We start from the raw sequence: 26,993 nt of genomic DNA on the forward strand, positions 1-26,993 counted from the left end.
ATTATCTGTTTTCTGTATTAAAATCGCGCTTCATTTATAAAGATGGCACTTAATATTTAACCTTTTTAGAATGTGCTCCTTCCATATACTATTTTTTGCGCTGTGAACAGGTAAGAAAGTAAAAACTAGAGTAAGAAAGCAATTCAGAGAAAGTAAACTCTTAAACAATCTACCATGAATTCTATAAAAAAGATGAAAAAGAATGGGATAGCGCGGATTTGAACCGCAGTCCAAGCGTCCCAAACGCTCGAGGATGGACCAAGCTACCCTACTATCCCATAAGGGCTTCCTCTCAAAGGGGATTATCCTTTATATAGCTTTCGTTAGAACATGCGCATGTACCCGGGTTTTGCGGATCAAAAGTTCCGGGTTACTTACTTTATGGTATTTGTGCCGGGATCTTTCACCTCTCCGGCCTTCTCCTTTACTCCCAGCGGCGATAAATTTCGTTTTCCACTCCTAAAAGGTCAAGTGCCCTGCCAGCCATTGTGTCTATGAGATCTTCAAGGGTTTTCGGCCGCGAATAGAAGCCCGGACATGCCGGGAGAATGCTTGCGCCTGCCCGTTTAGCCTTTAGCATGTTTTCAAGGTGTATCAGGTTCAGGGGAGTTTCTCTTGTCATCAGGACCAGTTTTCTCTCTTCTTTCAGGCAGACGTCTGCAGCCCGTGTAAGCAGGGTGTCAGATATCCCGTTTGCAACCGCTCCGAGGGTTTTCATGCTGCAGGGAGCAATAACCATTCCTGTGGTTTTGTAAGAACCGCTGGCTATTGGGGCTGAAAAATCCTTCTGGGAATAATTCCAGGTCGCAAGCTTTTCCACTTCAAGGGGTAAGTAATCAGTTTCGATCTCGATTATCTGTTTTGCAGCCTCTGTCAGTACAAGATGGGTTTCGATTCCTTTTTCTTCCATCACTTCAAGTAGACGGATCCCGTACTGTACCCCCGAAGCCCCGCTTATACCTACGATTATTTCCATTACTCGCTTCTCCTTGCTGTCATGTCACTTTTTTCACAGGAGGCGATGAAACTCCCAATCATTTCCCCTGCGGCTGAGACAATCTCCTTAATCTCTTCCGGGCTGATATTATCCGCATGGATGCCGGCAACAACCACCGAAGTTTTTCCTGTTGCTCTGCTTATTCGCCTTGCACTGTCCAGGGCAAGTTGTTCTTCCCTGTGTCCGGGAAGGGTAAGCACAGAAGAGCTTGCTCTTCCGCTTTTTTCATCAAAAAGCCCTACTGCAACCGCGCCCGCATGCTCCTTTCCGCCGGTAAGGGTAAGCAGGTAGTCTTCTCCGAGCTTTTTTGCTTCGAGGATGATTTCTATCCTGCCGGCTTTCCTTGTGGTTCTGAACAAAGTTTTGCTCCGGTATCTTATATTTTTTCAAGGTCGCTCAGTTTAAACTGCTTTGTGGCTTTCTTGATGTTAAAGTATTCCTTTGCAGCCTTCCCCACGGCTTCACAGTGCTCTTTCGGGCTGTAGGCCCCCATCCTCCAGTTATCCATATGGGCTTCCTGCAGGATTGAGACGAAGTGGGAAGCTTCTTTAAGCGGTATTATCTTGTGGTCTGTTTTTATCATTGCCTTCATTTCCAGCATTTCCGGGGTTTTCGGAATATCCACAAGCACGCATTCCTGGTCTACCCCTGCAAGTTCTGCAATCTCCTTCTCGGCTCTCTCAATTTTATCCCGGTACTTGAGCACTCCTTTCCCTGCTTCCCCAAGTCCTGTATAAAGCGCCCGCTTATAGAGTTTGCGTGCGTCCAGCCGCTTGCTAAGTTCTCCCCCATGCCCGCTTGAGTTTCGCATGGCGGCTACCAGGTCTATGTCGTCCATTTGCCTGAGCCTTTTCGGGTCAAGTTCCCCGTTTTCGACCATATATTCCACGGCCCTTGAGCACATTGCTTCCGAGATCCTGGTTACGTGGTGATAGTAAACCGAGGTATTCATCCAGAACCGGGAGACCAGGAGGGATTCGGCAGCTTTCAATCCCCCGTAGTCGATAACAAGCCTGTCTTCGTAAAAATGCATCTGGTTGATCAGGCGGTTGTAGTCCACAACCCCGAAGGCAACCCCTGTATAATGGGAGTCCCGGACAAGGTAGTCCATCCTGTCCACATCGATCTCGCTGCTGAGGATCTGCCCTAATGAAGTCTCACCTTTGATATGTTTTGCAAGGTTCCCGGGGGAAATCCCGTGTTTTTTCAGGGCTTCTTTTATTTCCCCTTTCCTTACAATGTCCCTTACGTCATCATGCCTGCGCCTCGTATACTTGTCTATGATGTTCTCGGTTACGTGAGAAAATGGTCCGTGCCCCACATCGTGCAAAAGGGCGGCAGCTCTGATCTCCATTTTTTTATCTTCTTCAATAGAGTCGAGGTTTTTCATCAGCATGGTGGCAAGATGCATGGTTCCCAGGGAGTGTTCAAAGCGGTTGTGGTTTGCTCCCGGATAAACAAGGTTTGAAAAGCCAAGCTGCATGATTCTTCTCAGTCGCTGGATCTGGGGGGTAGCCAGAAGTTCCTGGACGATTTCATCCAGTTCGATGTAACCGTGTACGGGATCAAGGACTACTTTCATTGTTCTTTAGACAGATGTCATTATATATTGTTGTATCTATTACTTTGATGCTGTTACTTTGAAAGTGAAAATTGCAGGATAACCTGCTACCCGATGGCTGAATAAATCCGGAACAGGTATTATCATGATCATATTGTCAGGCGGCACCGGAACTCCCAAACTCCTTGACGGGCTCAAGGAAATCCTCCCACCGGAGGAACTGACCGTTGTTGTAAACACTGCCGAAGACCTGTGGGTTTCTGGGAACCTGATTTCTCCAGACCTTGATACGGTGCTCTATCTCTTCTCGGACCAGATCGACCGGAAGAAATGGTGGGGCATAGAAGACGATACCTTCAGGACTTACGAGCGCATGCACGAACTCGGGGTCGAAGAAAGCATGAAGCTGGGGGACAGGGATAGGGCAACCCATATTATCCGCTCAAATCTCATCAGGGGAGGCTCATCCCTTACGGAAGCAACAGTAAAGCTTTCCTCCTTCTTCGGGATCGATGCAAACATTCTGCCAATGTCCGATGACCCGGTTTCGACCTATATCGAGACTCTTCAAGGGGTTATGCATTTCCAGGACTTCTGGGTCGGAAAACACGGGAACCCCGATGTACTTGGAGTTGATATCCGGGGCGTTTCCGAAGCTTCGGTCGCTAAAAAGGTTCTGGAAGCCTTAGAGAAAGACGACAAAGTCCTCATCGGTCCGAGCAACCCCATAACCAGCATAGGGCCTATAATTTCCCTGCCGGGAATGAGAGAACTGCTGAAACGGAAAAAGGTGATTGCAGTTAGCCCCATAATAGGAAATGCTCCTGTCAGCGGTCCTGCCGGAAAGCTTATGCAGGCCTGTGGGCTTGAGGTCTCTTCCATGGGCGTTGCGGAGTACTATCAGGAATTCCTTGACGTTTTTGTCTTCGATGAAAGGGACAGGGCGGACGAATTCGCTTTTGAGAGGCTTGGGTGTCAGGCCTCCCGTGCAGATACCCTCATGACCTCCACGGAGAAAAGCAGGGAACTGGCAGAGTTCATAGTCGGGATTTTTGATACAGTCTCCTGATTTATCTAATTTATTCTCCCTTCTTTTTTCTTTTCCCTTTTATTTCTGATTTTTTTCTCCCACTTCTCTTTCATTTTCCCTTTTTTTCTTTTTTTTGTTTTCTCTTCTCTTTTTTCCCTAGTTTTTCATCTTTCTTTACTCTCATTTTTTTTTACATATGTTGTCTTCAACGCTAACAAAATTCGAAAGTTTTATGTATCACTTTTTATACTCTTTGTAACACTAAAAAACATAAATTTTGGATTTTATCTTAATTGTTAAACTCTATTCTCCTGGCAAATATTATTTTTTTGTCAGGTTAAATAGCTTAATTATAGGCAGTAGAGGAAGAATTATGTTTGGAAATAGTGGAATTGCTAATCAGAAGATCAAAACAAAAATCACGGGTTTTGTTTTGCTGACGATGCTCGTTTTATTCCTGGGTTCAATACCCGGGATGGCAGCTGCAGCTGATAACTCCGAGCTGATGGCTCAGGTTTTTGGCGCAGCCGAAGCAGATCTGGGAGTTCTCGGGTCTGAAGATACCCTTGTCATCACGGACATCGGTTCTCCTGCGGAATCTTACATTCTTCTGGATGATTTCTATTCGGAGTTTTACGGAAGGGAGTTACTGTACACAGATAACCTTCTTATAGTCCAGAACGCAAGAAATGCCCCTCTCTGGTTTGCTTTCTTTGACAAATCCAGCGGGAACTGCACTTATATCGAGGTTTCATACGGGGATGAGAATGAGATTAGTTATCAGGTAACGGAAAATATAGACTTTGATACCCTGTCCGAAAGCCAGGAGTCCATAGATGCCTGGAGTGGAAAAGTAAGCTCTAAAGTGTTTGACGGACGCGAGTTTGCCATTCTTACAATCTGCAATGCCTGGGCCACCGGAGATCTTGACTATGAACTGATGCAGTGCCTGGAACTGCACAACCATTTCTGTCCCGGAGTTTCAAGCGGCTATATACTTGCAAGCTGGATGGAAGATAATTTCCCGCTTGACGAAGGGGTAAGTTATACTGTTTTCTCCTGTCCTAACTGGTGCAAAGAAGATGTTTTCGTAAAGCGCTGGGACACCACTCCCGGAAAAGGAGGAATCTGGGTTTCTGCCCTGACGGACGAAGAAATAGAAGAAATCGGGAACTCTCCTGCCGGGATTTTTGTAGTTACGGACAAGAATGCCGGAACCATGAAAGCGGTGGCACTCGGGTTTGACTTTGATGTTGTGAATGCGGAGTGCGGGGCAAACGAGGACGACCCTTCCTGGATTTCTAAATATCTTATGGACCTCTGGCTCATGGACCGGGATAACTGGGATGAAGAAGGTCTTGTTACCGAAATTGCAGTTATTGACATTGATGGGGATACCCTGAACGAAATGAAACTGGCGGGAGTCAATCCTTATGTTGTTCTCGGCCTGCTCAACCCGGAAGGAAATGGTAATTCCTCAGCTGGGGCCGATGAGCTGATGGGTCAGGTTTTTGCCGCAGCCGAAGAAAGTCTCGGAGACCTTAGCTCTGAAGATACTTTCATACTGACGGATATCGGTTCTCCTGCAGAATCTGATCTTTTTCTGAATGACTTCTATTCGGAGTTTTACGGAAGGGATTTACAGTACACACAGAACCTGCTTGCAGTCCAGAACGCAAGAAATGCCCCTCTCTGGTTTGCTTTCTTTGACAAATCCAGCGGGGACTGCACTTATATCGAGGTTTCATACGAAGATGAGAATGAGATCAGCTATCAGGTGACCGAAAATATAGACTTTGATACCCTTTCCAAAAACAAGAAGTCCGTAAATGCCTGGAGTGAAAAGGTAAACTCAAAGGTGTTTAACGGGCGTGAATTTGCCATTCTTACAATCTGCAATGCCTGGGCCACCGGAGATCTTGACTATGAACTGATGCAGTGCCTGGGACTGCACAACCACTTCTGTCCCGGGGTTTCAAGTGGCTATGTACTTGCAAACTGGCTGGAAGATAATTACCCGCTTGAGGATGGGGTAAGTTATACGGTTTTTTCCTCCCCTCAGTGGTGTAAAGAGGACGTCTTCTTACAGCGCTGGGATGCCACTCCCGGAACAGGAGGAATCTGGGTTGCCGAATTGACTGACGAAGATATAGAAGCAATTGACAGCTCCCTTGCCGGAATTTTCGTTGTCAAGGATAATAATGCCGGAACTCTGAAAGCCGTGGTGCTCGGATATAACTCTGATATTGTAAATGCGCAGTGCAGGGCAAAAGATGACGATCCTGCATGGGTCTCGAAATACCTGAAAGACCTCTGGCTTATGGACCCGGATAACTGGGATGGCCTTGTTACGGAAATCTCAGTCATCGACATTGATTCGGATACCCTGAGCGAAATGAAACTGGCAGATACGAATCCCTATGAAGTTCTCGGACTGCTCAACTGATGCGAGCGTCTGAAACATGGAATCCTTTGAACTGGTAACGGGATGAATATGTCTAAAACAGGGTAAAATTCCTGATGCTAACGATTGAAAACTTTGAGGTTTTTTACCCTTATTTCTTTTTTCCCTTGATTTCTTTTTTACCCTGTTTATTTTTAATGGGTTTTACATATTTCCTTATTTTTTATAATTTCTTACCTTTATTATCCTTAAATTTATTAACACTGACTTAACTATCAATATTACAAATTTCCTGCATTCCGGTGTAAATAGAAATAGCATCCGGAAAACCAAAGCTATATCAAGTACTTCGATGTTTCCTGACTTCGATTTATCTTTCCGGAAAGCGGGTTTGTTTATTAGCATCCGCATTGAAAGGAAGTATACTTGAGGGTGCAGGATCTGATCTCAGGGTTTTTTTACTTCCCGGAATATTGAAACAGCCAGAAAAAGGTTAAAACCATGCTTGAAAGACTGAAAGACTCACTGGTTAAATCCCCTGTGATCAAGCGAGGGGAATATAACTATTTTATCCATCCTATTTCTGATGGTGTCCCTTCCATCGATCCACGGCTGGTACAAGAGATCTCCGATTACATTGAGAGGATAGCAGATCTGAATGTTGACACTATTCTTACCGTAGAGGCTATGGGTATCCCTGTTGCAAATGCTCTCTCCCTGAAAACAGGAATTCCTCTGACTATTGTCCGGAAGCGGCCTTACTTCCTTGAAGGGGAAGTTGAACTTTCCCAGAGTACAGGCTATTCTAAAGGGACTCTCTATATAAACGGGCTCAAAAAGGGAGACAGAGTCGTCATCGTGGACGACGTTGTCAGTACCGGTGGAACGCTTCTCGCTCTTGCAAAGGCACTGCAGAATATGGGTGTCGAGATCACGGATGTAATTTCCGTTATAGGGCGTGGAGACGGACTTCTTAAGTTAAAGGAACTCGGAGTTGAACCCAAGATTCTCGTCACAATTGATGTGAGCGAGAAGGGCGTGGAGATTCAGGATGTCTTTGGGGATCAGTGAAGCGTTTGATTTAAGGCCTGACTATATAATTAGCGTGATAAAGGATACGAAAGCAAAGCGTGTGGGCTTTCAGTTTCCTGAAGGGCTGAAACGCAAAGGTCCGGAGCTTGCAAAAATCGTTGAGAAGGCAACCGGAGCTGAGGTGCTCATCTCGGGCGATCCCTGTTTCGGAGCGTGCGACCTTGACAGGACGCTTCTTGACCATGTTGAGCTTCTTTTCCACTTCGGGCATGCGGAACTGGAAGATGTCCGGCTTTCGGATAAGGTGTACTTTATCGAAACCCGCTCCTCGGTTGATGTCCGACCCGTTGTCGAGAAGGCTCTTCCGGAACTTAAAGGAGAGATAATCGGACTGATTACCACTGTCCAGCATGTCCACAAACTCCCTGACGTGTGCAGGGTGCTTGAGAGCGGGGGAAAGACCTGCGTCATCGGGCGCGGGGACTCCAGGCTTGCCTATGCAGGGCAGGTACTCGGCTGCAATTTCTCGGCAGCAAGGGATGAAGTCTGTGATGAGTACCTTTATATCGGAAGCGGGGACTTCCATCCGCTGGGGGTAGCCCTTTCTACAAAAAAACGTGTCCTTGCAGCTGACCCCTTTTCCGGAGAAGTCCGGGAAGTTGACCCTTCAAGGATTCTCCGCCAGCGGAGTGCGGTAATTGCAAAGTCTCTGGATGCACAGGTTTTCGGGATCATTGTCTCAAGCAAAAACGGACAGATGAGGATGGAACTCGCCTCTTCTCTCAAAGAAATTGCAAAAAAACACGGAAAAGAAGCTCACCTGATCCTTATCGATCTCGTAACCCCTGACCAGTTACTTCAGTTCAAAGTGGATGCTTTTGTAAATACTGCCTGCCCACGGCTTGCCGTGGACGAAGTTGGCCGTTTCCCCTCTCCAATGCTGACTCCCCAGGAGTTTGAGATCGTGCTTGAAGAACGGGAATGGGAAAGGCTTGTACTCGATGAAATTACCGAGGAGCCTGTATAACCCTTTACGGATATAAATCCGAGAATACTCACAAAGAAATCTGAGAATATTCACAAAGAAATCCGAGAATACTCACAAAGAAATCTGAGAATATTCACAAAGAAATCCGAGAATACTCACAAAGAAATCCGAGAGTACTTGAAAAACGAAACAGAGAATGCGCATCAAATGTGAAACCAATAAAATTCAACAGACATGAAACAGAGAAAACTTGAGATGCTGCTTGAAGAAGTAGAAGATTTTTCCAGTCCCGAACTTGAGCTGGAGCAATACCAGACCCCTTCTCCTCTTGCGGCGGAAATCCTCCATTTTGCTTACATGCAGGGAGACCTTAAAGAATCGGTCCAGGACCTGGGCTGCGGTACAGGGATTCTTGCAATAGGGGCAAAACTTTTGGGAGCCAGGAAGGTCGTGGGATATGATACGGACCCAATAGCGCTTGAGGTTGCCAGAAAAAATGCCAAAAAGGTCGGAGTGGAGGTTGAGTTCATTTGCTCGGATATTTCGGACGTTTCAGGGCACTTAAAAACCACACTTATGAATCCTCCTTTCGGGGCAAGAGTTAAAGGCAGGGATAGGCCGTTTCTTTCGTCAGCATTAAGAACAAGTGAGGTAATATATTCCATCCACAACCGTGGAAGCCTTGCTTTTATCCAAAAGTTCATTAAGCCTGCGGTCATTACACACTCATACGTTGCGAAATTTCCTCTTAAAAGGACTTTCGACTTCCATCAAAAAGAAAGAGAAATTATTGAGGTAGAGATTTACAGGATTTCTGTTCATAAATAAAGCTTGTGTTCAGGAGCCATTTCCGGCTTCGTGTTTTACAGCTTTGCATCTTCAGATCTCACTTTGAAAGGCGGAATAATAAATCTCTTGTATAGAGAACTTGTCAATGGTGTAGAGAATATCCGTAACAATGGAATTCTCCACAACAATGAAATATCCCAGGTTTGGATAGATATATCGGGGAGGTAATTCTGGTAATTGGATGGCTACTTTATAATAATATTTGCTCTGCAAAACAATCTGTATACATAGAAACGTATGCCATCTGTAAGGGAAGAATTGACTGGAAAATACTTCGGAAGGAGATTGATCCTTATTCCTCCCGAGGACAAATTCTCTATGGGTTCAATTGCCGCCAAAAACTCTCTGAAAATTTCTGAAATTCGATAAAACAACTTATTTACACCTACTATTAACGATAATTCGAATGAGGGATCATTATTAGAATCCGAAAAAATAAGACTACCAGGAAAAAATTAACAGGCCCTGGGGAAGGAAAACCGGTTGCTGAAAAATCGGTTCCGGTAGCTGCAGAAAGCAGGGAACAGTTTAAGGGCCAGCCAAGGGATCAGCCAAGGGATCAGTTTAAAAATCAGTCCCGCGGCCAGTCCAGAGACCAGTTTAAAGGTCGTTCAAGGGATCAGTTTAAAGGTCAGTCCCGTGGGTCCAGAGATCAGTCAAAGGACCAGTTCAAAGGTGACCTTGGAAAAAAGAGAAGATTCCCATATTCTAAGAAATCTCCCCGAGATAGGAAGGAAATGCCGGGGTTCAGGCCGCCAGCCAGAGAACCCGTCAGATCTGAAGAAGACCTTGAAAAAGGAGGCTTTGTCCTTCCGGGTGAACTTGTCGGAACTACAGAAGAGTTTAAGCCAGGTTCCGGGGCCACAATAATTGGTGGGGATATCTATTCCACTGCCACAGGAAGTGTGCTCATTGACAGAAAAGCCAGAGTGGTCTCGGTTAAGCCAAAAACCCTTACCCCAAATATCCTTAAGGTAGGGGACATAGTTTACGGCAAGATCACTGACGTCCGCGAGTCCGGGGCGATGGTGGAAGTTGCAGGCATAGAAGGAAAAGAGAACAGGGAAATTGTCAACTCAAGGCCAGGGGATGTCCATGTTTCAAATGTGAGGGACTCCTATGTAAAGAGACTCTCAGATGAGTTCAGACCCTCTGATATCATAAAAGCCAGAGTCATTGACGTTGACAGAATGCGCCTTACAACATCCGAAGATTCCCTTGGAGTTGTAAAAGCTTACTGCTCAAACTGCAGAGGCGAACTTGTCCTGGAAGGGAAAAAGCTTAAATGCCCGGTCTGCAATATGACTGAAACCCGCAAGATCTCAACCGAGTACGGGAAAGGAATCCAGTAAATTTCTCTTTCCCCATCTTACTTTATGCAGGGTTCGGCATGTTATGACGGATTATGCATTTTGCGGCAGGCTGTAATATAGCCAGCTATATCACTCACCATTTACAGGTGGTCACCAATGGAACTGAACATTCTTAATAAAACAAATAGCGAGCTTGAAGTCGAGCTTATAGGCGAAACTCATACCCTTCTCAATCTTCTTAAGGACCTCCTGATCAAAGATGAAAGGGTTGAAGCGGCTTTCTACGACATGAAACACGTGAGCATCAGTGACCCTATCCTTTACATCAAAACCGATGGTACAGACCCGATTCTGGTCTTAAAGGAAGCGGCAGCAATCATTATTGCTCAGTGTGATGAGTTCATCGATGTCTTCAACAAGGCAGCAAATGCCTGAAGCCGATGACTTGCAGGACGTCTCTTAAAAGACGTTTTGCCTTTTTTTCTTTCCAGGGGCTTTCTCCTGCTCCATATACTTTAGATAAGGGTTTCCGGATAGTATTTCGTTCGCCTTCACGAGAAGTTTTACGGGATTTTACTGTCTATTTGTAAGTTGCTTCTGGAATACCTTTTTATGAATTCCTGATATATCACTGATTATATAGAGCTTCAGGCAGTTAATTTTCTCAGATCTGCTCTCATAACCCGGACAGAAACCAGAGGAGAAATTTATCGTTTGAATAGGAAATTTACCGTTATCACTGAGGTATAAATAAAATGACACTTGACGACTCATCTTTACAGAAGTATGGTTTCATAAAGCGAGAAACCCTCGGCAGCATAAATATCGACCCTCTGCAGACTGGCGGACTTTTGACCGAGGCAGCCAGGCAGACCCTTGTGGAATGGGGAGACGGTTACTCTGTCTGCGACTTCTGTGGTGGGATTCTGGATCAGATTAAAAAACCCCCTATCCATGATTTCGTACATAAAGCTCTCCCTGAGTTTTTAGGCTGTGATGAGGCAAGGGTTACAAACGGGGCAAGAGAGTCTAAATTTGCGGTTATGCATTCCATGGGCAAGCCCGGGGACTGGATCGTGCTTGACGGGCTTGCCCATTACTCCTCTTATGTTGCAGCCGAGAGAGCCGGTCTGAATGTAAAAGTGGTGCCACATGCAGGCAGCCCCGAATACTATCTTGATCCCGAAGGGTACGGGACAGCAATCGAAGAGGTCACAAAGGAAAGTGGAAGACCCCCCGTTCTTGCCCTTGTAACATATCCTGACGGGAGCTACGGAAACATCCCGGATGCGGAAAAGATCGCATCCGTCTGCCATGAGTATGATGTCCCTCTTCTCCTGAACGGGGCGTACTGTGTGGGAAGAATGCCCGTATCCGCAAAAGAAATCGGAGCTGACTTTATAGTGGGTAGCGGGCATAAGTCAATGGCAGCCTCCGGGCCTGTCGGAGTGCTCGGCGTAAGCGAAGAATATGCCCCAATCGTATTCAGAAAATCTATATACAGCAAGGTAAAGGAAGTCGAACTTCTTGGCTGCACTGCCCGTGGGGCAACGGTTATGACTATGATTGCATCTTTTCCAGAAGTGGTAAAGCGCGTCAGTAACTGGGACCAGGAAGTCGAAAACGCCCGGTGGTTCTCTGCAAGGCTTGAGGACATGGGCTTTATCCAGCGCGGGCAGAAACCCCATTCTCACGACCTTATGTTCTTTGAAGCTCCCGGCTTCTACGAGATTTCCCAGAAGGTCAAGAAAGGCAGGTATTTCCTCTACAAAGAGCTCAAAGAAAGAAACATTCACGGTATCAAGTCCGGGCTTACGAAATACTTCAAGCTCAGCACTTTCGGGCTCGGAAAAGAAAAGCTCGGCGTTGTTGCGGATTCTTTTGAGGAGATCCTGAAGAAATACGAGAACATTTAAGCCCACTCAATTTATTTTTTGAAGCCCGGGAGTAATTTTAATCATTTTCTTTGCCCCGGGCATCCTGAACATTTTTTTAATCTGTCAAGTAGATTTTTTGCTTTGCCTTGACGCGGTCTCCTTCTCTTCCCTTTCCATGTGTCGGTCATATTGTACGACAGTAATAAGTATTTCAGGACGGGGGCATTTACAGTGGTAAAATCGCTTTATGAACTGGATATTTCTGAAATAGTTTCTCTTTCACAATGTTCTTCCTAAAATAGGTAGTTAACTACTTATTCTCTCAAATACAATTAGTAAGACGACTTCAAATTTTAATGACTGATAATCGTTCAGTCTATAAAAAAGCTGACATAATCGAAACAGCCAGTGGTCTAATAGGTCAACAAACAGTTACGATTGGCATATGTGCAGATATTTCTAGCATATATGTCTTTTCTAAACACGCAAAGCAACTGGCACATACAGTCGATCTGAAAGGTATTTTTAGAGAATAATTAAGGAGACTGTCTTAACTTGCCAAAATCAAAGTTGTGGACTAAAGATTTCGTACTCATTTTCATTGAAAATTTACTCGCTGCTTTAAACTTTTACTTATTAATGATAATTGTCTCCGGATATGCAATGAATACATTTGACTCATCTCCGGGTGAAGCCGGCTTTTCTGCCAGTATATTCATAATTGGTGGGCTTTTTGCGCGTCTGTTTATCGGAAAATGGATCGGACGGATAGGTCATAAGAAGACACTTTATTCAGGAGTATTTTTGAGTTTATTTATGACGTTGTTATACTTTGGAGTTAATAATGTAGTCATCCTGCTTGCAGTCCGCTTTCTTCATGGAATAGCATTTGGTATTACTACCACAGCAACAGCTACAATCGTTGCGAATATCATTCCTGCGGAAAGGAAAGGTGAAGGTATTGCTTATTTTGGATTAAGCCAGATACTTGCAACAGCCGTCGGTCCGTTTTTAGGTATGTTCCTCAGTCAGCACGGCAGTTTCAGCATGATTTTTACTGCCTGTACAATTGCGTCAGCAACTGGCCTTTTGGTTTTACCGTTTTTATCATCTTTACGTGAGATGGAACTAACAAAAGAACAGTTGACTATAATGAAGGGGTTCAAATTCAATAATTTCTTTGAACCGAAGGTAGTTCCAATTTCAATCGTTTGTATGTTTATTTTCATGTGTTATTCAAGCGTCGTGTCCTTCCTTGAGGTGTACTCACAGGAAATTCATCTTATGAGTGCAGCCAGCTTCTTTTTTTTAGTGTATGCTATAATAATCTTAATTTCGAGACCGGTTATTGGCCGGTTGTTTGATCTCAAGGGTGAAAATTCAATCATGTACCCGGCGATTCTGATATTTACAACTGGTATGGTCCTGTTTAGTCAGGCTCATCACGGTTATATACTTTTATTATCTGCAGCTTTAATAGGTCTTGGATTTGGGGCTATACAATCCAGCACTCAGGCCATTTCTGTTAAAATAACTCCACAACATCGTATGGGGTTGGCGAATTCAACCTATTTTGCGTTCTCAGACATAGGAATGGGAACCGGTCCCTTGTTGGTTGGGTTACTGGTTCCTTTTACTGGTTACAGAGGAATGTATACGGTTGTGGCAGTTATTGGAGCGATATGCCTGTTATTGTATTATTTGTTACATGGGAAAAAGGCTGTGAATGGAAAAAAAGCTGTATATGGGAAAAATAAAGTAAGTTTCTAAAAAAGCGCTGATCTTATTGATGGAGTTCTCTATAAAAACCTAATGAATATATCTTAAACATGGTATGTGGTACATTACTGAGGCGATGAAGTAAATGCCAGATATTGTTGAAGACGAAATTCTTAGAAGAGTCTGGAAGCTTGGTAATGCTTTAGTCAAATACCGGAACGAAAGTCTTAAAGATCAGGATTTGACTTCTGTTCAGGCCGAGGTAATTTCCTTCATTTTGAAAAATGAGGACAAAGCTGAAATCAATTTGTTGGATGTGCAAAAGCACCTTGCGTTAACCCATCCGACGGTGATTGGAATTGCAAAGCGGCTGGAGGAAAAAAGTTTCATCAAGCGGGAACAGAGCAAAACAGACGCACGCTATACCAGCCTCAAGCTGACAAAAAAAGGACTTGAGTTTAGAAACGTATTGAGTAAAAAAGCTGCTGAAAATGAAGAAATTTTATTGCAGGGCATGAAGGACGATGAACGGAAGGAGTTTAACAGGCTGTTAGGCATCGCCCTTAAAAATATGACTGAAAAACGTGAATGACTTTTAATACCTATTTAGCGAGCCCGAGGGGCCCATCCTCATCTTCTCTGCAACATAGCTTCACTTTATGAGACAGAACTGCCGCATGGGTGCGCTTTCGTGGCACACATTCTGCATCCTTTCGGATCAGGGCAAAGTTTGAACCCTATCCAATCCATTAAAGATTGGCATTCGCTTTTTACTGAATCCTCTACTCTCTTTGTCGTTGTTGCTCCTTACGAAGTTTCGACCCTTTTAATAGGAAAAAATAGGGATTAACAATGGTTCACTTTACGTTCCCCATGGAACCCTTAACCTAGCGAGTTATCTGAATTGGACTAGAGACTTTCCACGTTGTCCGAAGAGCTTCACACATTGACGTTACCATAAATGTATGTCTTAGTGTGATTCTCCCAAACAGAAGGGATAGCGTGTACGCAATACGTTTTATAACTTCTTGTCGCACCATGGCATAACTTCTTGTCGCACTCCATGAAAGTACTTTCAATTACTTTCATTACTTTGGGCCTGTTTTTTGAAATTCATACTTGCTTTTGGGCTTTCCTGTGGGGGATAGAAAGATATTTCATCTGGAACGAGCTAATACCTGCTTAAAGTCTCATTAGAAATGAGACTTTTTGTAACTACATCCTCATTTATAATGCGGATATTCTCAATCAATATTTCATTCAAAATGAAATATCTTCTTGGTTATCTTTCTAATAACTTCTTTAGAGCTTTATTCTTACCGGAATGAAACATATCTTAACCAATAGGCTCTGATCAGCAGCCTCTACAGGATTTGTTCTCTTTATGGATATACAGGTATTGAAAGAAATCATACGCGAACAAAAAGCAGTTTTTGAGGCAGAAGGATCTGAAAGGCTTGTTGAACGGGAGGCCCTTAAAAAAGTTTCCGAATTCTTGAAGCTACCTCACGTCCTTGTGATCTCGGGTTTGAGGCGTTCCGGAAAAAGTACCCTTCTTAAGCAGATTCGTAAAAATTTCTACGGGAACAGGCCGGTTTACTACTTCAATTTCGAAGATGAACGTCTCATCGGTTTTGTAGCGGAGGACTTTAATCTCCTGTATGAGACATTTATTGAGCTGTTCGGAAAAAGCCAGGTTTTTTTCTTTGATGAAATCCAGAATGTTGAAGGCTGGGAGCTCTTCGTCCGGCGGATGTATGAAAGGGGGTTCAAGTTCATCATTACGGGCTCGAACTCTTCTTTGCTTAGCCGTGAACTCGGGACCAGATTAACAGGGCGTTACGTGGGGTTGGAACTTTATCCTTTTTCTTTTCCGGAGTTCCTTAAATTCAAAGGTGTCATTTTCCCGGAAGAACCTCTCACTGAAGAGAGGGGACTTATCAAGAACGCTTTCAATGAATACCTGGAAAAAGGGGGTATCCCCGAGTACCTGCTTTTTGAAAATGCCGAACTCCTGAAAACTTTTTATGATAACATCCTTTACAAGGACATCCTTGTCCGCTACGGGCTAGGAGATGAAAAAGCCCTGAGAGAGCTTGCCCTTTACCTTTTTTCAAATTATGCCACCGAGATCAATTACAGCAAATTGCAGAAACTGCTGGGGCTGGGCAGCGCAAATACAGTCAAGAACTACATAGGCTACCTGGAAAACTCCTATATGGTCTTTACCATCCCGAAGTATGACTATTCCCTTAAAAAACAGATTTATGCCCCTAAAAAGGTTTATGCGATCGATTCTGCCTTCATAAATCTCATATCTTTCAAGTTCTCCAGGGATCGGGGTAAAATGTTGGAAAACCTTGTCTTTCTGGAACTCAAAAGGAGAAACCTGGAGCTTTACTACCACAGAGCCCGGCAGGAATGTGATTTTATTGTTACTGAAAATGAAAGGCCTGTGGGCGCTATCCAGGTGACTATGGTTTTGAATGGTAACAGGGAGCGGGAATACGGAGGGCTCCTTGAAGCTCTGGAAGCCTACGACCTTGATAGAGGTCTGATCCTTACTGAAGGAGAGGAGTTTGAAGAGATCGTTAAGGACAAAAAAATTATAGTCAGACCTATCTGGAAGTGGCTTCTGGAATAAATGCAAATTTAGTGGAAATAAATTATTTTACTTCTTCATTTCCACGTTTTCCACATACCCTTCTCCCCGCGGGGTTTGGGCATAAAATACTTTTCCTTCCTCTTCTATTTTTTCGATGTAAAGTGCATCTTCCAGCATGTTGAGGTGGAAATTTGCCATGCTGTCGTTCAGGTTGAATTTTTCCTTTATTTCCTCAAAGGATTTTCTCTCACTGCCGAGCGAGATAAGGATCTCTCTTCTCACGGTATTCTGAAGAACCTTGAGTCCGAATTTATGGTCTTCGGTAGGATTTCTCGTCAGTTTACCTTCACGTTTCATTCGCTCGAGCCATTCTTCTTTTCTTCTTGCATTTTCATCTGAATCCATATTCGGTCACCTTTCCAATAACATTCATTTTCTAAAAAATTAAGAGTCAAACGGTACAATGTACATTTCATCTCCAAGCTTACGTTCCTTCACCAGTTCACAGTGTCTTAGTATAGCAAGCTGGTTCATTGTTTCCTGAAGGGTGAGTTCAAAAAGCTTCGAGATTTTTTCGGGTGTAACCCCACCTTCTTCCAGGATAAAGTTATAGATCTCTTTTTGTGGTTCGATCAGGCCTTCAGTCCCTTTAAATCCGTGCTGCTTTCTGAAGAGTTTCATTGAACGCACTGCCATTGGGTCTGCAAACTTTATTTTTTGATGCTCTTCCAGATAGCAGTCTTCACAGATTATCCGACCGTTCTCTTTGACGGATTCGTTTTCCTTAATTTCTTTCCCGCACGCTGGACATATTACAAAATAGGGGACGTCTGGATTAAGTTCCCGGTTACCGGATTTATTCGTTTTTACCAGGCCGTGGAACTCAAGATAACTCACTATTTCATATACTGTTGACCTGCACAATCCATATTCGGTTTTTGCTTTTTTGATAACATCCCGGATATGGAAACCACAGTCCGTATGAGCTTTTCTTATGCACTCAATTATCCAGGTTTCTTCTTCATCCAGCACAAGTTTCATTGAAATCTCCAGGAATATTTGACCTAACAGAAGTAACTTTCTGATGAAAAATGGTTTCAAAATCCGAAGTTTTCATTTCTTGCTAAAGCGGGAATTCTAGACAGTCTTTTTTCTTGTGTCTCTATCTATTTTTTCAATTTTTTATTATAAATATATATCGTTATCTATATATATAAATTTCATCTTTCAGAGGATTTCTCATTCGTCTTTTATGTAAAGATTCTATTGCTTTTCAGGTACTTTTTTGGTGATTATTTCCAGCGTTTCCTCACTTTTGCTCCGGGTCAACAGTTATCGAAATATGAGTCCAGAAGCAACATTGCATCGCAAGCTATCGCAATTTCTATTACCATCAATTCTTTCGTTTTGTAGTTCAGAGTTCCAGCACTTAATTTATAAGCGGGCAAGAAGTTTTTTCTCCACATGAAGCTGAACCCTGAACTCGAATCAATCGAAACGCTTGCAAAGATTGTCCTCACTGCAGCCCGGACCGCCCCCAAAGGCAAAGGGATTGATGATATTGTAACCTGCCTCCTCTCGCCTGAAGAAAAAACCGAACTTGCCTTCAGGATGGAAGAGTTAAGCGAGATCAAAGACCTCAAATTTCTGCTCCGGGACGCCCGGAACGTCAGGGACGCCGATGCCGTCATCCTGATCGGGCTCAAAGCTTCGGGTGTGAGCAGCCTGGACTGCGGAGCCTGCGGTTTTGAGACCTGCAAAAAGATGCTTGAACATGAAAAAGTGCAGAAAGAGTTTCTCGGTCCCCAGTGCATGATCAAGTACCTGGACCTCGGGATTGCCGTGGGTTCGGCTGCCACAAAAGCAAAAGACCTCTGCATCGACAATAGGATCATGTATTCTGCAGGGGCTGCAGCCTGTTATTTTGAGATAATAGACGCGGATGTGGCAATGGGGATTCCGCTGAGCGTCACAGGGAAAAATGTCTTTTTTGACAGGAAGTCAACAAGAAAGGCCTGAATCAAAAATTAAAAGTGGAAAATTAGATTCCGGGACATTTTGCTAAATTAATCAGTGTAAAGAAAAAGGAACCGAAACAAAGAAATAGGCGGATCGGCGACGATAGGGGTTAGTTCCGCCTCTCACTATTTTTTTCTTCGATATTTTTTCTTATATTCAACCGATAAATCGTTCATCTGAAACTTTTCAACTGCTCAAAATCAAGGGTTGCAAAGTAGTCCTCAATTGTCTCTGCCCTGCGGATCTGCACCACGCTTCCGTCCTCTCTCAGCAGGATTTCGGCAGAGCGGAGTTTTCCATTGTAGTTGAATCCCATGGCATGTCCGTGGGCTCCTGTGTCGTGGATCACCAGGATGTCTCCGATTTCTACTTCAGGGAGCATCCGGTCGATTGCGAACTTGTCATTGTTTTCACAGAGGGAGCCGGCTACGTCGTATTTATGTACGGGGGGCTCGTTTTCTTTCCCGAGTACGGTTATATGGTGATATGCCCCGTATATCCCGGGCCGCATCAGGTTTGACATGCAGGAGTCCATGCCCACGTAGTCCTTGTACGTGCTTTTCAGGTGCCTGACCTGTGAGATAAGGTAGCCGTAGGGGCCGGTGATAATCCTTCCGCATTCAAGGTAGACCTTGAGGGGAGCAAGCCCGTTAGCTGTTATGGTAGCATCGTAAGCCTCTTTTACGCCTTTTGCTACAGCTTCGAGGGAGACCGGCTCCTGTTCGGGCCTGTAGGGAATTCCGATCCCGCCGCCGAGGTTTACGAATTCGAACCGGACTCCAAGTTCTTTTGAGATCTCAACTATGAGTTCGAAAAGAATTCTTGCGGTTTCAACGAAGTAGTCGGAGTTAAGCTCGTTCGAGGCAACCATTGTGTGCATCCCGAAGCGCTTTACGCCTTTGTCCCTGAGGATCCTGTACCCTTCAAACATCTGTTCCCGCGTAAAACCGTATTTTGCCTCTTCGGGTTTTCCGATGATTGCATTTCCTTCCTTAAGAGGGCCGGGGTTGTACCTGAAGCAGACAATTTCCGGAAGCCCTGCAGCCTTTTCCAGGTAGGGAATGTGGCTGATGTCGTCAAGGTTGATAAAACCGCCAAGTTCCTTTGCTTTTACAAACTCCTCAGCCGGCGTATCATTGGAACTGAACATGATATCGTCGCCGATCATCCCAGATTTTTCCGCAAGGATCAGTTCCGGCAGGGAACTGCAGTCCGCCCCGAAGCCTTCTTCCTTAAGGATCTTGAGAACGAAGGGGTTGGGGAGGGCTTTTACAGCAAAAAATTCCTTAAAGCCGGGGACGTCTTTAAAAGCTGATTTCATTCTTCTGGCGTTTCCCCTGATGGCTTTCTCATCATAAATATGAAAGGGAGTGGGATATTTTTCCATTATTTTCAGTATTTCTTCTTTTGTGAAAGGGAGGTCCTTTGAAACCATTATCTTAACCTTTTACCTGATTTTGTTTAATCGGTTTTTTGATCGATTTTTGTTTAATCAGTTTTGTATCAAATTGAATTTTTACTCCTTTATTAGTTTTTCCTCCATTTCCGACACTGTCCTAAAAGAGTATTGATTTGCAGAAATGGGTTACATTGTCTCAAAGAAACGTTAAATTCCTATTATTTAAAATAAGTTTCCGATAAACCGGCTATCTTTGGGCTGGCTGCATTAGCTGTTTTTTACTACTTCTCAATCCCGGAGTTTTTTGAAAACTTCCTTGAGCCTGGAGTATGGGTAGGTATTGACAACATCTTCTTTTTCAAGCCAGCCTCTCCTTGCTTGCCCGAGCCCGTAACGCATGGAAGCAAGGTCTGACACGGAATGGCTGTCCGTTGAAATGCAGAATTTCAGTCCGTACTCTTTTGCTCTCAGGATGAGCTCATCGTTAAGGTCCAGCCTGGAGGGCTGGCTGTTGATCTCCATTACCTTCCCGTTTGCCGCTGCTGTCTCAAAGACCGTTCCGAAATCAGCCGCATAAGCTTCCCTTTTCCCGAGCAGTTTGCCTGAAGGGTGTGCAAGTATGTCAAGGTGCCTGTTTTCAAGAGCGGTGACAATTCTTCCTGTCATCTCTCTTTCCGTAGAGGAAAAACCTGAGTGCACAGCTCCGACTACGATATCGAGCTTTTTAAGGACCTCATCCGGATAGTCAAGGCTCCCGTCTTTAAGGATCTCTACCTCGGAACCTCGGAGGATTTTCATTCTGAAGCGTTTTGACAACTTTTCGATCTCATCCCACTGTGCTTTCAGAGTATCGATTTCCATTCCGTGTGCAATTCTCTGGGAACGCGAATGGTCTGTAACGGCAATATATTCGTACCCTATAGTTTCGGCTTTTTTCACCATTGTCTCAAGGCTGGCCCTTCCTTCGCTGTAGTCCGTATGCAGATGGAAGTCTCCCCTGAGGTCTCCGGCATCTATAAGTTTTGGAAGAGTTTTTTTTATTGCAGCCTTTATCTCTCCCCGGTTTTCCCGGAGTTCGGGTACGATGTATTCAAGTCCCAGTTTCCTGTATACTTCTTCCTCACTTTTACCTGCAACATGTTTTCCTGAAGCTTTTTCGTACAGTCCATATTCGGAAAGCTTGTAACCTTCTCTCTGGGCAATATTCCGGAGTTCTATATTGTGCTCCTTTGAGCCCGTGAAATACTGAAGCGCAGCCCCGTAACTTTCAGGAGGAACAACCCTCAGGTCCACTTCCGGTCCTTCTTTGAGGATCACGCTGCTTCTTGTGTTACCTTTTGAGACTACCTGTCCAACAGCAGGGAGGGAAACAAAGGCATCCATTACTTTTCCCACCTGTTCTCCTTCTGCTTCTGCAAGGATATCGATATCCCCTATCGTCTCTTTCAGCCTGCGCAGGGAGCCTGTGTAGATGAGCTTTGAGAGGTCGATTTTCGGGGTTTTGCTTCCCAGTTCTGTTTTCAGGGAAGTTTTCAGGGAAGTTTTCAGGACAAATATGATTTCTTCAGCTAGTGGGAGTGCCTTTCCAAGTGCCATTCTGGAGTGACTTTTTTCGTAATTTCTAAGTGCTCGGGCAATATTTTCTTCGCTTCTCTCCCCGAAACCTTCAAGCCTCCTGATCCTGTGCGCATTAACCGCAGCTTTCAGGTCCGAAACAGTTTTTATTTTGAGCTCATCGGCAAGCCTTTTTGTTTTTTTTGCTCCAAGCCCCCTGATCTCCATCAGCTCGGTGGTGCCTGAAGGGGCTTTCCCTTTCAGGTCTTCGAATTTTTTCACCTTTCCGGTTTCGAGGTATTCGGCTATATGGTCAGCGATGGCTTCCCCAATCCCCGGAATTTCTGTCAGTCCCTTTTTCTCCTTTCTCTCATATACTTTCTCAATGTCCTCTCCGAGGTTTTCGATATTCTGAGCTGCCCGTCGGTATGCTCGCGGTTTCCACTCTATCTGCTGGAACTCCATAATGTCAGCAGTTTCGTATAACAATTCGGCAATCTCACGGTTTTTCAACAGTCTCCTGCTCCTTAGCTCACTGCCCCTTAATTGTTTTATACTTCTTTTTCGTCCTTTTTGCTTTATCTGTCTCTGATTCCCAGGCCGGTTTTCAAATTCCTTCCTTCAAGTCTCTTATTTCCCTGACAGTCGTGGCATCATAGGGCCCTCTGTCATACCTTATACGCAAAAAGCGAGGAAAACGCAGTGCAAGCCCTGTTTCTCCTTTCCCTTCTCCTGCCGTATGCCCCGGGCTGTTTGTAATCTCCGAACCGAGGACTTCAATAACTACTGCCGGTTCTATGAAGACATCAGGAAGCATCCCTTTTTTTATGGTAACATTCTTTGGAGCTTCACTTACCGTATGGGTTGAAAGCAGGCTGTTAATTTCTTCTGCATCCGCTTCAGTAAAACCCGTGCCAACCTTTGTGAAAGTTTCAAATTGCTGCTCCTCTTCATTCAGGGCTGTACAGAGGAGCGCCCCGAAGGAGCCTTTTCTTCTCCCTCTTCCGTAATAGCTCCCGACAACAACAAGGTCGAAGGTTTCCCTCACGCCTTCGGAGTATTCCTGTTTCCATTTGAGCCAGAGCCAGCTCCTTTTGCCGGCTTCGTAAACAGAGTTGCTGCTCATGGATTTGACCACAATTCCTTCAAGTCCCTTCTCGACTGCCTCGTTAAAAAAGTCCTCAAGCTCCTCGGTGTTTTCCGTAACAATTCTTCTGGTGAGGTGCATTATTCCTGACCCTCTAACGTTCTCTTCGAGGATAGCTCTTCTTTCGGAGTAGGTTTTCTTCAGAAGGGATTCCCCGTTGAGGTAGAGGATATCAAAAAAGAACACGGCAACAGGGCATTTCTCCCTGTACTTTTCAACCTCGTATTTTCTACGCCTCTGCATCAGGTTTTGAAACGGGTAGAACTCTTCGATCCGTGTATTATCTTTTTCCAATTCGGCATATGCAACGATTTCTCCGTCAAGCACGATTGTATCCGAGGAGATACTTTCCCTTACAGCTTCTATAACGTCCGGGTACTGGTAGGTGATGTCTTCAAGCCTGCGAGAAAAAGCTTTAATCTCATCTCCGGCTTTGTGAACCTGCACCCTCTCACCGTCATATTTCTCTTCAGCCGCTTTTTTCCCTCTAATCCTTTCTTCAAGCTCTTCAAAGCTTTCAACACGCTGGGCAAGCATTGATTTCACAGGTCTTCCCGGTTTTATGGAGAAATATCCCGGAGCCCCGGCTCCGTGCTCGGCAAGGGTTTGTGCAAGTTCTCCTATATCCGTGCAGACGCTGTAGCTTTCTTTTATCTTTCCTGCATGCTTTTTATCTCCCGTAAAGGCAATTGAAAAGGCTTCGAGCAAAAACTGGTCCCCAAATCCCAGCCTGAGTCTCCCGAACACAATCCTTATTATGTATTTCCCTTCCTCAGGCGTGGCCTTCTGCAGGATATCCGAAAGAAGCCCGATCTTTTCCTCCTGACTTCCTTTCCCTGAGACTTCTTTTATCTGTCTCAGCCTTTTAAAAACCTCTTCAATTGTCAGGGATGCTTCTCTTTTTTTACTCAGCTCAAAAGCCACATCCCCGAGGTCTCCTGCCCTTGCATATAGCTTTTTGACCTCTTCTTCGGAAATCCCATAAGCTCCTGCGATGGCTCTTGTAACAAGCCTGTCTTTAATCCCTAACGTCGTGTTCTCAAAGGCAGGGCCTATGCTCCCAAGAAAAAGATAGGCACTATCCTTCACCTCGTTCCCTTTAAGTCCCTCAAAAAATCCTGCAAGCTTCCTTACGATTTCCTTATGAGACGTGATCTGTTCAAGCTCTTCAAAAAGCCCTGCAAGCTCCTTAAACCGCACCATTGCCCTCTTTCTCCACAAAAGCGGTTTGAAATTTCCCCAATTACTATTCCCTGCTCCGGTCTTTACGCTTTGCACCCTTAATTTTCAGAAACAGATGCGTACTTCCGGCACGCGAAAAACCAGTACTCTTCGGCATCTCATGCCCTTTTACCGAAACATTTAATATCTAAAAGATGCATGAGAAGAGTACACAGCAGTTCCTTAAGACAGTTTGCGACTGTGGTTTAGTGGCTATGACCTGAGCTTCCCAAGCTTAGAACCCGGGTTCGAATCCCGGCAGTCGCATTTCAAGCTTTTTTAAAACTTCGTCCTGAAAAAAAGTATTTTTATTCTTGTTTTTACGTTTGGCTTTGATGGTTCTGTGTTGGGTTTGATCGTTTTCTTTTCGTTTGGTCGTTTTATATTTGGTTTCGATTTTTTTGTGTTTGTTTCGATCGTTTTTAGGTATGGTTTTTAGCTTTTTATATTTAATTTCAGGTGTTTTTATGTTTGTTTTTGGGCTCTTTTTTCGGTAATTTTTGATTTTCGGGATTCAAATATCCGAAAAATCAATTGTAAATTTTTTCCTGTAAACCATTCCCTGGAATATTGCCACGAGATCTCCTGCGTCATCCGTGATATTTACGGTATATGTGGCGATTTTAGGGTTTATTGAAGTTTCCTTTGCTTCGGCTGTGAGAGTTCCTTTTGTTGCAGCTTTTACAAAAGAGATGTTTGAATTGATCCCAACTGCAGCAATCCCGTATGCATTTGAAGCTGCGGCAAAAGCAAGGTCTGCAAGGGTAAATATTGCGCCTCCCTGCACTGCCTTTAGAGCATTAAGATGTTTTTCTTCGATCTCCAGCGTGGCTTTTGCATAGCCTGGAGCAGCTTCCAGCAGTTCTATTCCTGAATGTGCAGCAAATTTATCTTTTTTAAAAAAACGTATGAGGTCTTCCATAATAGTGACTCCGGAATTGTCAGTAATATCACTTCCCATTTGCCATATTTTTAGTTAAAGTTATGCCTTTCAAATTAAGCTTGGGAACACATTCAACACATTTTCTTCTCTTCCGTTCGAAAGCCTATTCACATAATCCTTAATTTATTTTCAAATTTCAGTTATTTTTAAATTCCTTTTGAAGCAAATTTCAGTCAAACTTTTGATTTTGAAACTTCGCTTCTTGCTTCACTTTTTAATGCTTATTTCACTACTTGTTTAGCTTTTTAATACTAAATTTACTATTTATACTAAGTAATTTTACACTACCCGCAAGCGTCTAATAAGCCGGAGTTTTAGATACGTTTATGGATGGGAGGAAGAGATCTGAACTCGGGGTTGAATTGCTGGAAACCAATATATTGGGCATTAAAAAAGAAACCGGAGACGGATTTAAAACCGTTATGATCGAAACAGGTCGTGGAAGGGTTGAGTGCCGTTACTATGCGGCAGAAGGAGCGAGTAAAGCGGTGATTATGGTCGGAGGCAAGGGAGTGGGTTTTGACACTCCTGCAGATGGTCTTTATCCCCGTCTGTGTGTGGATTTGCTGGATTGCGGAATAAGTTCGCTAAGGGTCAGGTTCAGGTATCCTGCCGATCTGGCAGAAGCTACTATGGATGTGCTTGTAGGAATTGAGTTTTTAAAAGGTGAGGGTATTTCCGGGTTTGGGCTGATAGGGCATTCTTTTGGAGGCGCTGTGGTCATTCAGGCTGCGCATAACGAGAGCGCTGTAAAAACCATAGTCATCCTTTCCACTCAGAGTCTCGGAATTAGCCCTATCTCCAATCTTGCCGAAGGGGTTTCAGCACTTTTGATCCATGGGGATAAGGATGAAACACTGCTGTCAGGGAGTTCGGTATACGCATATTTCCTGGCTCATGAACCGAAGAAACTCACGATATACGAAGGGGTAGGGCATGATTTAGCAGAAGTATCAGATGAAGTGTATAAAGAAGTAAAGAGCTGGATTGAAGACTACTTAAAATGAGTCCTTTACGCCTTCCGGGCTACTATCTTTTATAAGTTTTATAATTTTTCCTTCTGGTTTTTGTTCAACCGTTCTTTATCAAAGCTCAATATGTAATCTCCATTTAATAGTTCTGGCTTCAAAAGTGCTTAATGATTGTGAAAAGCTGACTAACCCTCCATATAGTTAAATAGAGATTAAGTATTTATAAATTCTCCATTTATTATTTAATTGGTTTTTATTAAATTAAATTTTATTTAATTAGAAATTATTAATTTAACTGGGTCAGAAGACCAAATTCGTATATGGGGGTATAGAATGAAAGTGAAACTAATAGTTTCTCTGATAGCTTTATGTCTAGCCCTGTCCATCGTATCCGTGCAAGCGCAGACAGACGCGGACGAGGACATGGATAGCACAAATCTGATCGTGACCGGAAATATTGCTAAAACCGTTACGTGTAATATGACCGGAAACGCTGTTGTGATCGAAGAAATGAATAAGACTGCCGAGGGTATGGATAACGCTACCGAGGGTATGGATAACGCTACCGAGGGTATGGATAACGCTACCGAGGGTATGGATAACGCTACCGAGGGTATGGATAACGCTACCGAGGGTATGGATAACGCTACTGAAGAGATAACGTGTACTGTGACTGGAAAAATGATCTTGATCAAAGATCTAAGTAATATGACCGAAAAGGCGGTTGTAGTCGGAAAAATGGATAGTATGCCCGGAAACGTGGTTATGTTCGGAAAAATGGATTACATGCCCGAAGGTATGGATAACATGACCGAAGGCATAGGTGACGTGACCGTACTCATGGCCGGAAACATGACCGGAACCATGATGTGCAACATGACAGAAATGAATAAGACTGTCGAGGGTATGGATAATATGTCCGTACTCATGGCCGGAAACATGACCGGAACCATAACAGGTGATATGACCAAAAAAGCGATTATAGTCAAAAATATGGGCGATATGAAAGAAATAGCCGAAAAAATGAGTAATACGACCTGGACGGCCGAAGACTTGGCTAACATGACTGAATCCACGAAAACATGTAATCTGACCGGAAAAATGCTTGTAATCAAAAATATGGATAACATGACCGGAATGGAAGAAGACATGGATGATATGGTCGAGATGGACGGAGATACGGCTGTAATCGGAAGTATGGATAAAACAATGGAAATGGACAAGGCAATGTACAACACGACCGGAAAGATCATTGTGATCCGAAATATGGATGACATGATTGAAGTTGTGGCCAAACCCATTACATTGAACGCGACTGAAAGAAGGTCTACATTCAAAAATATGGAGAAGTGAACGATAGCGTG

Annotated in this window: 23 protein-coding genes and 2 tRNA genes; 15 read left to right on the forward strand and 10 right to left on the reverse strand. The window is 44.1% G+C overall.

Features of this window, described 5'->3' with window-relative positions:
* Nucleotides 1–203 precede the first annotated feature (203 nt).
* From MSSIT_RS03355 to MSSIT_RS03370, 4 genes are all read right to left on the reverse strand, one after another.
* A tRNA-Pro gene (locus tag MSSIT_RS03355) sits at nt 204–278 on the reverse strand.
* A gap of 146 nt (nt 279–424) precedes the next feature.
* The gene (locus MSSIT_RS03360) at nt 425–976 is read right to left on the reverse strand and encodes a UbiX family flavin prenyltransferase (RefSeq protein ID WP_048170007.1); all 552 of its coding nucleotides are present in this window, start codon (nt 974–976) and stop codon (nt 425–427) included.
* Complete coding sequence (gene lpdD, locus MSSIT_RS03365) at nt 976–1,356, reverse strand: prenylated flavin chaperone LpdD (protein WP_048170010.1); 381 nt, start codon at nt 1,354–1,356, stop codon at nt 976–978. The genes MSSIT_RS03360 and lpdD overlap by 1 nt, the downstream gene beginning before the upstream one ends.
* A gap of 17 nt (nt 1,357–1,373) precedes the next feature.
* Nucleotides 1,374–2,579: an HD domain-containing protein gene (locus MSSIT_RS03370; protein ID WP_048170012.1), complete on the reverse strand. Its 1,206-nt coding sequence runs from the start codon at nt 2,577–2,579 to the stop codon at nt 1,374–1,376.
* Nucleotides 2,580–2,703: 124 nt separating this feature from the next.
* Here MSSIT_RS03370 and cofD point away from each other — a divergent pair, with 124 nt between their 5' ends.
* The 11 genes from cofD (at nt 2,704) to MSSIT_RS03425 (ending at nt 16,414) form a co-directional block, all read left to right on the forward strand.
* Complete coding sequence (gene cofD, locus MSSIT_RS03375) at nt 2,704–3,627, forward strand: 2-phospho-L-lactate transferase (protein WP_048170014.1); 924 nt, start codon at nt 2,704–2,706, stop codon at nt 3,625–3,627.
* A 334-nt stretch (nt 3,628–3,961) separates the two neighbouring features.
* The gene (locus tag MSSIT_RS03380) at nt 3,962–6,034 is read left to right on the forward strand and encodes an FmdE family protein (protein ID WP_048170016.1); all 2,073 of its coding nucleotides are present in this window, start codon (nt 3,962–3,964) and stop codon (nt 6,032–6,034) included.
* A 459-nt stretch (nt 6,035–6,493) separates the two neighbouring features.
* Entirely contained in the window at nt 6,494–7,063 is a 570-nt protein-coding gene (gene hpt, locus MSSIT_RS03385) for a hypoxanthine/guanine phosphoribosyltransferase (protein ID WP_048170018.1), read from the forward strand.
* Nucleotides 7,044–8,051 carry a diphthamide biosynthesis enzyme Dph2 gene (gene dph2 / locus MSSIT_RS03390; RefSeq protein WP_048170020.1) on the forward strand — a complete coding sequence of 336 codons (1,008 nt, stop codon included), beginning with the start codon at nt 7,044–7,046 and terminating at the stop codon, nt 8,049–8,051. Before hpt ends, dph2 begins: the two co-directional genes overlap by 20 nt.
* A 195-nt stretch (nt 8,052–8,246) precedes the next feature.
* On the forward strand, nt 8,247–8,840 hold the full coding sequence (locus MSSIT_RS03395) for an METTL5 family protein (RefSeq protein ID WP_048170022.1): 594 nt from the start codon (nt 8,247–8,249) through the stop codon (nt 8,838–8,840).
* A 758-nt stretch (nt 8,841–9,598) separates the two neighbouring features.
* The gene (locus MSSIT_RS03400) at nt 9,599–10,213 is read left to right on the forward strand and encodes an exosome complex RNA-binding protein Csl4 (RefSeq protein WP_231590396.1); all 615 of its coding nucleotides are present in this window, start codon (nt 9,599–9,601) and stop codon (nt 10,211–10,213) included.
* 117 nt (nt 10,214–10,330) lie between these two features.
* Nucleotides 10,331–10,609, forward strand: coding sequence for a DNA-directed RNA polymerase subunit L (locus MSSIT_RS03405; protein WP_048170026.1), 279 nt, complete (start codon nt 10,331–10,333; stop codon nt 10,607–10,609).
* Nucleotides 10,610–10,929: 320 nt separating this feature from the next.
* Nucleotides 10,930–12,090 (forward strand): O-phospho-L-seryl-tRNA:Cys-tRNA synthase, encoded by a 1,161-nt coding sequence (pscS, locus tag MSSIT_RS03410; protein ID WP_048170028.1) that lies wholly within the window; start codon nt 10,930–10,932, stop codon nt 12,088–12,090.
* A gap of 516 nt (nt 12,091–12,606) precedes the next feature.
* On the forward strand, nt 12,607–13,821 hold the full coding sequence (locus MSSIT_RS03415) for an MFS transporter (RefSeq protein WP_048170031.1): 1,215 nt from the start codon (nt 12,607–12,609) through the stop codon (nt 13,819–13,821).
* 94 nt (nt 13,822–13,915) lie between these two features.
* Nucleotides 13,916–14,362 (forward strand): MarR family winged helix-turn-helix transcriptional regulator, encoded by a 447-nt coding sequence (locus MSSIT_RS03420; RefSeq protein ID WP_052721497.1) that lies wholly within the window; start codon nt 13,916–13,918, stop codon nt 14,360–14,362.
* An 807-nt stretch (nt 14,363–15,169) separates the two neighbouring features.
* The gene (locus MSSIT_RS03425) at nt 15,170–16,414 is read left to right on the forward strand and encodes an ATP-binding protein (RefSeq protein WP_197080331.1); all 1,245 of its coding nucleotides are present in this window, start codon (nt 15,170–15,172) and stop codon (nt 16,412–16,414) included.
* A 27-nt stretch (nt 16,415–16,441) separates the two neighbouring features.
* Here the strand turns inward: MSSIT_RS03425 and MSSIT_RS03430 are convergent, their stop codons facing one another.
* Entirely contained in the window at nt 16,442–16,780 is a 339-nt protein-coding gene (locus MSSIT_RS03430) for a winged helix-turn-helix domain-containing protein (protein ID WP_048170033.1), read from the reverse strand.
* Nucleotides 16,781–16,819: 39 nt separating this feature from the next.
* Nucleotides 16,820–17,416 (reverse strand): hypothetical protein, encoded by a 597-nt coding sequence (locus MSSIT_RS03435; RefSeq protein WP_048170035.1) that lies wholly within the window; start codon nt 17,414–17,416, stop codon nt 16,820–16,822.
* 423 nt (nt 17,417–17,839) lie between these two features.
* Between MSSIT_RS03435 and MSSIT_RS03440 the strand changes: the two genes are divergently transcribed.
* Nucleotides 17,840–18,394: a ferredoxin domain-containing protein gene (locus tag MSSIT_RS03440; protein WP_048170037.1), complete on the forward strand. Its 555-nt coding sequence runs from the start codon at nt 17,840–17,842 to the stop codon at nt 18,392–18,394.
* A gap of 172 nt (nt 18,395–18,566) precedes the next feature.
* On the opposite strand, the gene MSSIT_RS03445 is transcribed toward MSSIT_RS03440, so the two are convergent.
* The 3 genes from MSSIT_RS03445 to MSSIT_RS03455 form a co-directional block, all read right to left on the reverse strand.
* The gene (locus MSSIT_RS03445; RefSeq protein WP_048170038.1) at nt 18,567–19,829 is read right to left on the reverse strand and encodes a diaminopimelate decarboxylase; all 1,263 of its coding nucleotides are present in this window, start codon (nt 19,827–19,829) and stop codon (nt 18,567–18,569) included.
* Between the two features lie 252 nt (nt 19,830–20,081).
* Nucleotides 20,082–21,860 (reverse strand): DNA polymerase/3'-5' exonuclease PolX, encoded by a 1,779-nt coding sequence (polX, locus tag MSSIT_RS03450; protein WP_048170040.1) that lies wholly within the window; start codon nt 21,858–21,860, stop codon nt 20,082–20,084.
* Between the two features lie 94 nt (nt 21,861–21,954).
* Nucleotides 21,955–23,697, reverse strand: coding sequence for an ATP-dependent DNA ligase (locus tag MSSIT_RS03455; protein ID WP_197080332.1), 1,743 nt, complete (start codon nt 23,695–23,697; stop codon nt 21,955–21,957).
* Nucleotides 23,698–23,910: 213 nt separating this feature from the next.
* On the opposite strand from MSSIT_RS03455, the gene MSSIT_RS03460 reads away from it, so the two are divergent.
* Nucleotides 23,911–23,982: transfer RNA gene (locus MSSIT_RS03460), tRNA-Gly, on the forward strand.
* Between the two features lie 247 nt (nt 23,983–24,229).
* On the opposite strand, the gene MSSIT_RS03465 is transcribed toward MSSIT_RS03460, so the two are convergent.
* Nucleotides 24,230–24,676: a PaaI family thioesterase gene (locus MSSIT_RS03465; RefSeq protein ID WP_082088867.1), complete on the reverse strand. Its 447-nt coding sequence runs from the start codon at nt 24,674–24,676 to the stop codon at nt 24,230–24,232.
* A 308-nt stretch (nt 24,677–24,984) separates the two neighbouring features.
* Here MSSIT_RS03465 and MSSIT_RS03470 point away from each other — a divergent pair, with 308 nt between their 5' ends.
* On the forward strand, nt 24,985–25,665 hold the full coding sequence (locus tag MSSIT_RS03470; protein ID WP_052721499.1) for an alpha/beta hydrolase: 681 nt from the start codon (nt 24,985–24,987) through the stop codon (nt 25,663–25,665).
* A 297-nt stretch (nt 25,666–25,962) separates the two neighbouring features.
* The gene (locus MSSIT_RS03475) at nt 25,963–26,982 is read left to right on the forward strand and encodes a hypothetical protein (RefSeq protein WP_048170042.1); all 1,020 of its coding nucleotides are present in this window, start codon (nt 25,963–25,965) and stop codon (nt 26,980–26,982) included.
* Nucleotides 26,983–26,993: the final 11 nt, after the last annotated feature.

Origin of the sequence: Methanosarcina siciliae T4/M (assembly GCF_000970085.1) — an archaeon.
Taxonomy (GTDB): domain Archaea; phylum Halobacteriota; class Methanosarcinia; order Methanosarcinales; family Methanosarcinaceae; genus Methanosarcina; species Methanosarcina siciliae.

Coding starts and splice junctions, on each gene's coding strand:
- MSSIT_RS03360 (WP_048170007.1), bottom strand. CDS start 976: ATGGAAATAATCGTAGGTATAAGCGGGGCTTCGGGGGTACAGTACGGG.
- MSSIT_RS03370 (WP_048170012.1), bottom strand. CDS start 2,579: ATGAAAGTAGTCCTTGATCCCGTACACGGTTACATCGAACTGGATGAA.
- cofD (WP_048170014.1), top strand. CDS start 2,704: ATGATCATATTGTCAGGCGGCACCGGAACTCCCAAACTCCTTGACGGG.
- MSSIT_RS03380 (WP_048170016.1), top strand. CDS start 3,962: ATGTTTGGAAATAGTGGAATTGCTAATCAGAAGATCAAAACAAAAATC.
- hpt (WP_048170018.1), top strand. CDS start 6,494: ATGCTTGAAAGACTGAAAGACTCACTGGTTAAATCCCCTGTGATCAAG.
- dph2 (WP_048170020.1), top strand. CDS start 7,044: ATGTCTTTGGGGATCAGTGAAGCGTTTGATTTAAGGCCTGACTATATA.
- MSSIT_RS03395 (WP_048170022.1), top strand. CDS start 8,247: ATGAAACAGAGAAAACTTGAGATGCTGCTTGAAGAAGTAGAAGATTTT.
- MSSIT_RS03400 (WP_231590396.1), top strand. CDS start 9,599: ATGCCGGGGTTCAGGCCGCCAGCCAGAGAACCCGTCAGATCTGAAGAA.
- MSSIT_RS03405 (WP_048170026.1), top strand. CDS start 10,331: ATGGAACTGAACATTCTTAATAAAACAAATAGCGAGCTTGAAGTCGAG.
- pscS (WP_048170028.1), top strand. CDS start 10,930: ATGACACTTGACGACTCATCTTTACAGAAGTATGGTTTCATAAAGCGA.
- MSSIT_RS03420 (WP_052721497.1), top strand. CDS start 13,916: ATGCCAGATATTGTTGAAGACGAAATTCTTAGAAGAGTCTGGAAGCTT.
- MSSIT_RS03430 (WP_048170033.1), bottom strand. CDS start 16,780: ATGGATTCAGATGAAAATGCAAGAAGAAAAGAAGAATGGCTCGAGCGA.
- MSSIT_RS03435 (WP_048170035.1), bottom strand. CDS start 17,416: ATGAAACTTGTGCTGGATGAAGAAGAAACCTGGATAATTGAGTGCATA.
- MSSIT_RS03440 (WP_048170037.1), top strand. CDS start 17,840: ATGAAGCTGAACCCTGAACTCGAATCAATCGAAACGCTTGCAAAGATT.
- MSSIT_RS03445 (WP_048170038.1), bottom strand. CDS start 19,829: ATGGTTTCAAAGGACCTCCCTTTCACAAAAGAAGAAATACTGAAAATA.
- MSSIT_RS03455 (WP_197080332.1), bottom strand. CDS start 23,697: ATGGTGCGGTTTAAGGAGCTTGCAGGGCTTTTTGAAGAGCTTGAACAG.
- MSSIT_RS03465 (WP_082088867.1), bottom strand. CDS start 24,676: ATGGGAAGTGATATTACTGACAATTCCGGAGTCACTATTATGGAAGAC.
- MSSIT_RS03470 (WP_052721499.1), top strand. CDS start 24,985: ATGGATGGGAGGAAGAGATCTGAACTCGGGGTTGAATTGCTGGAAACC.
- MSSIT_RS03475 (WP_048170042.1), top strand. CDS start 25,963: ATGAAAGTGAAACTAATAGTTTCTCTGATAGCTTTATGTCTAGCCCTG.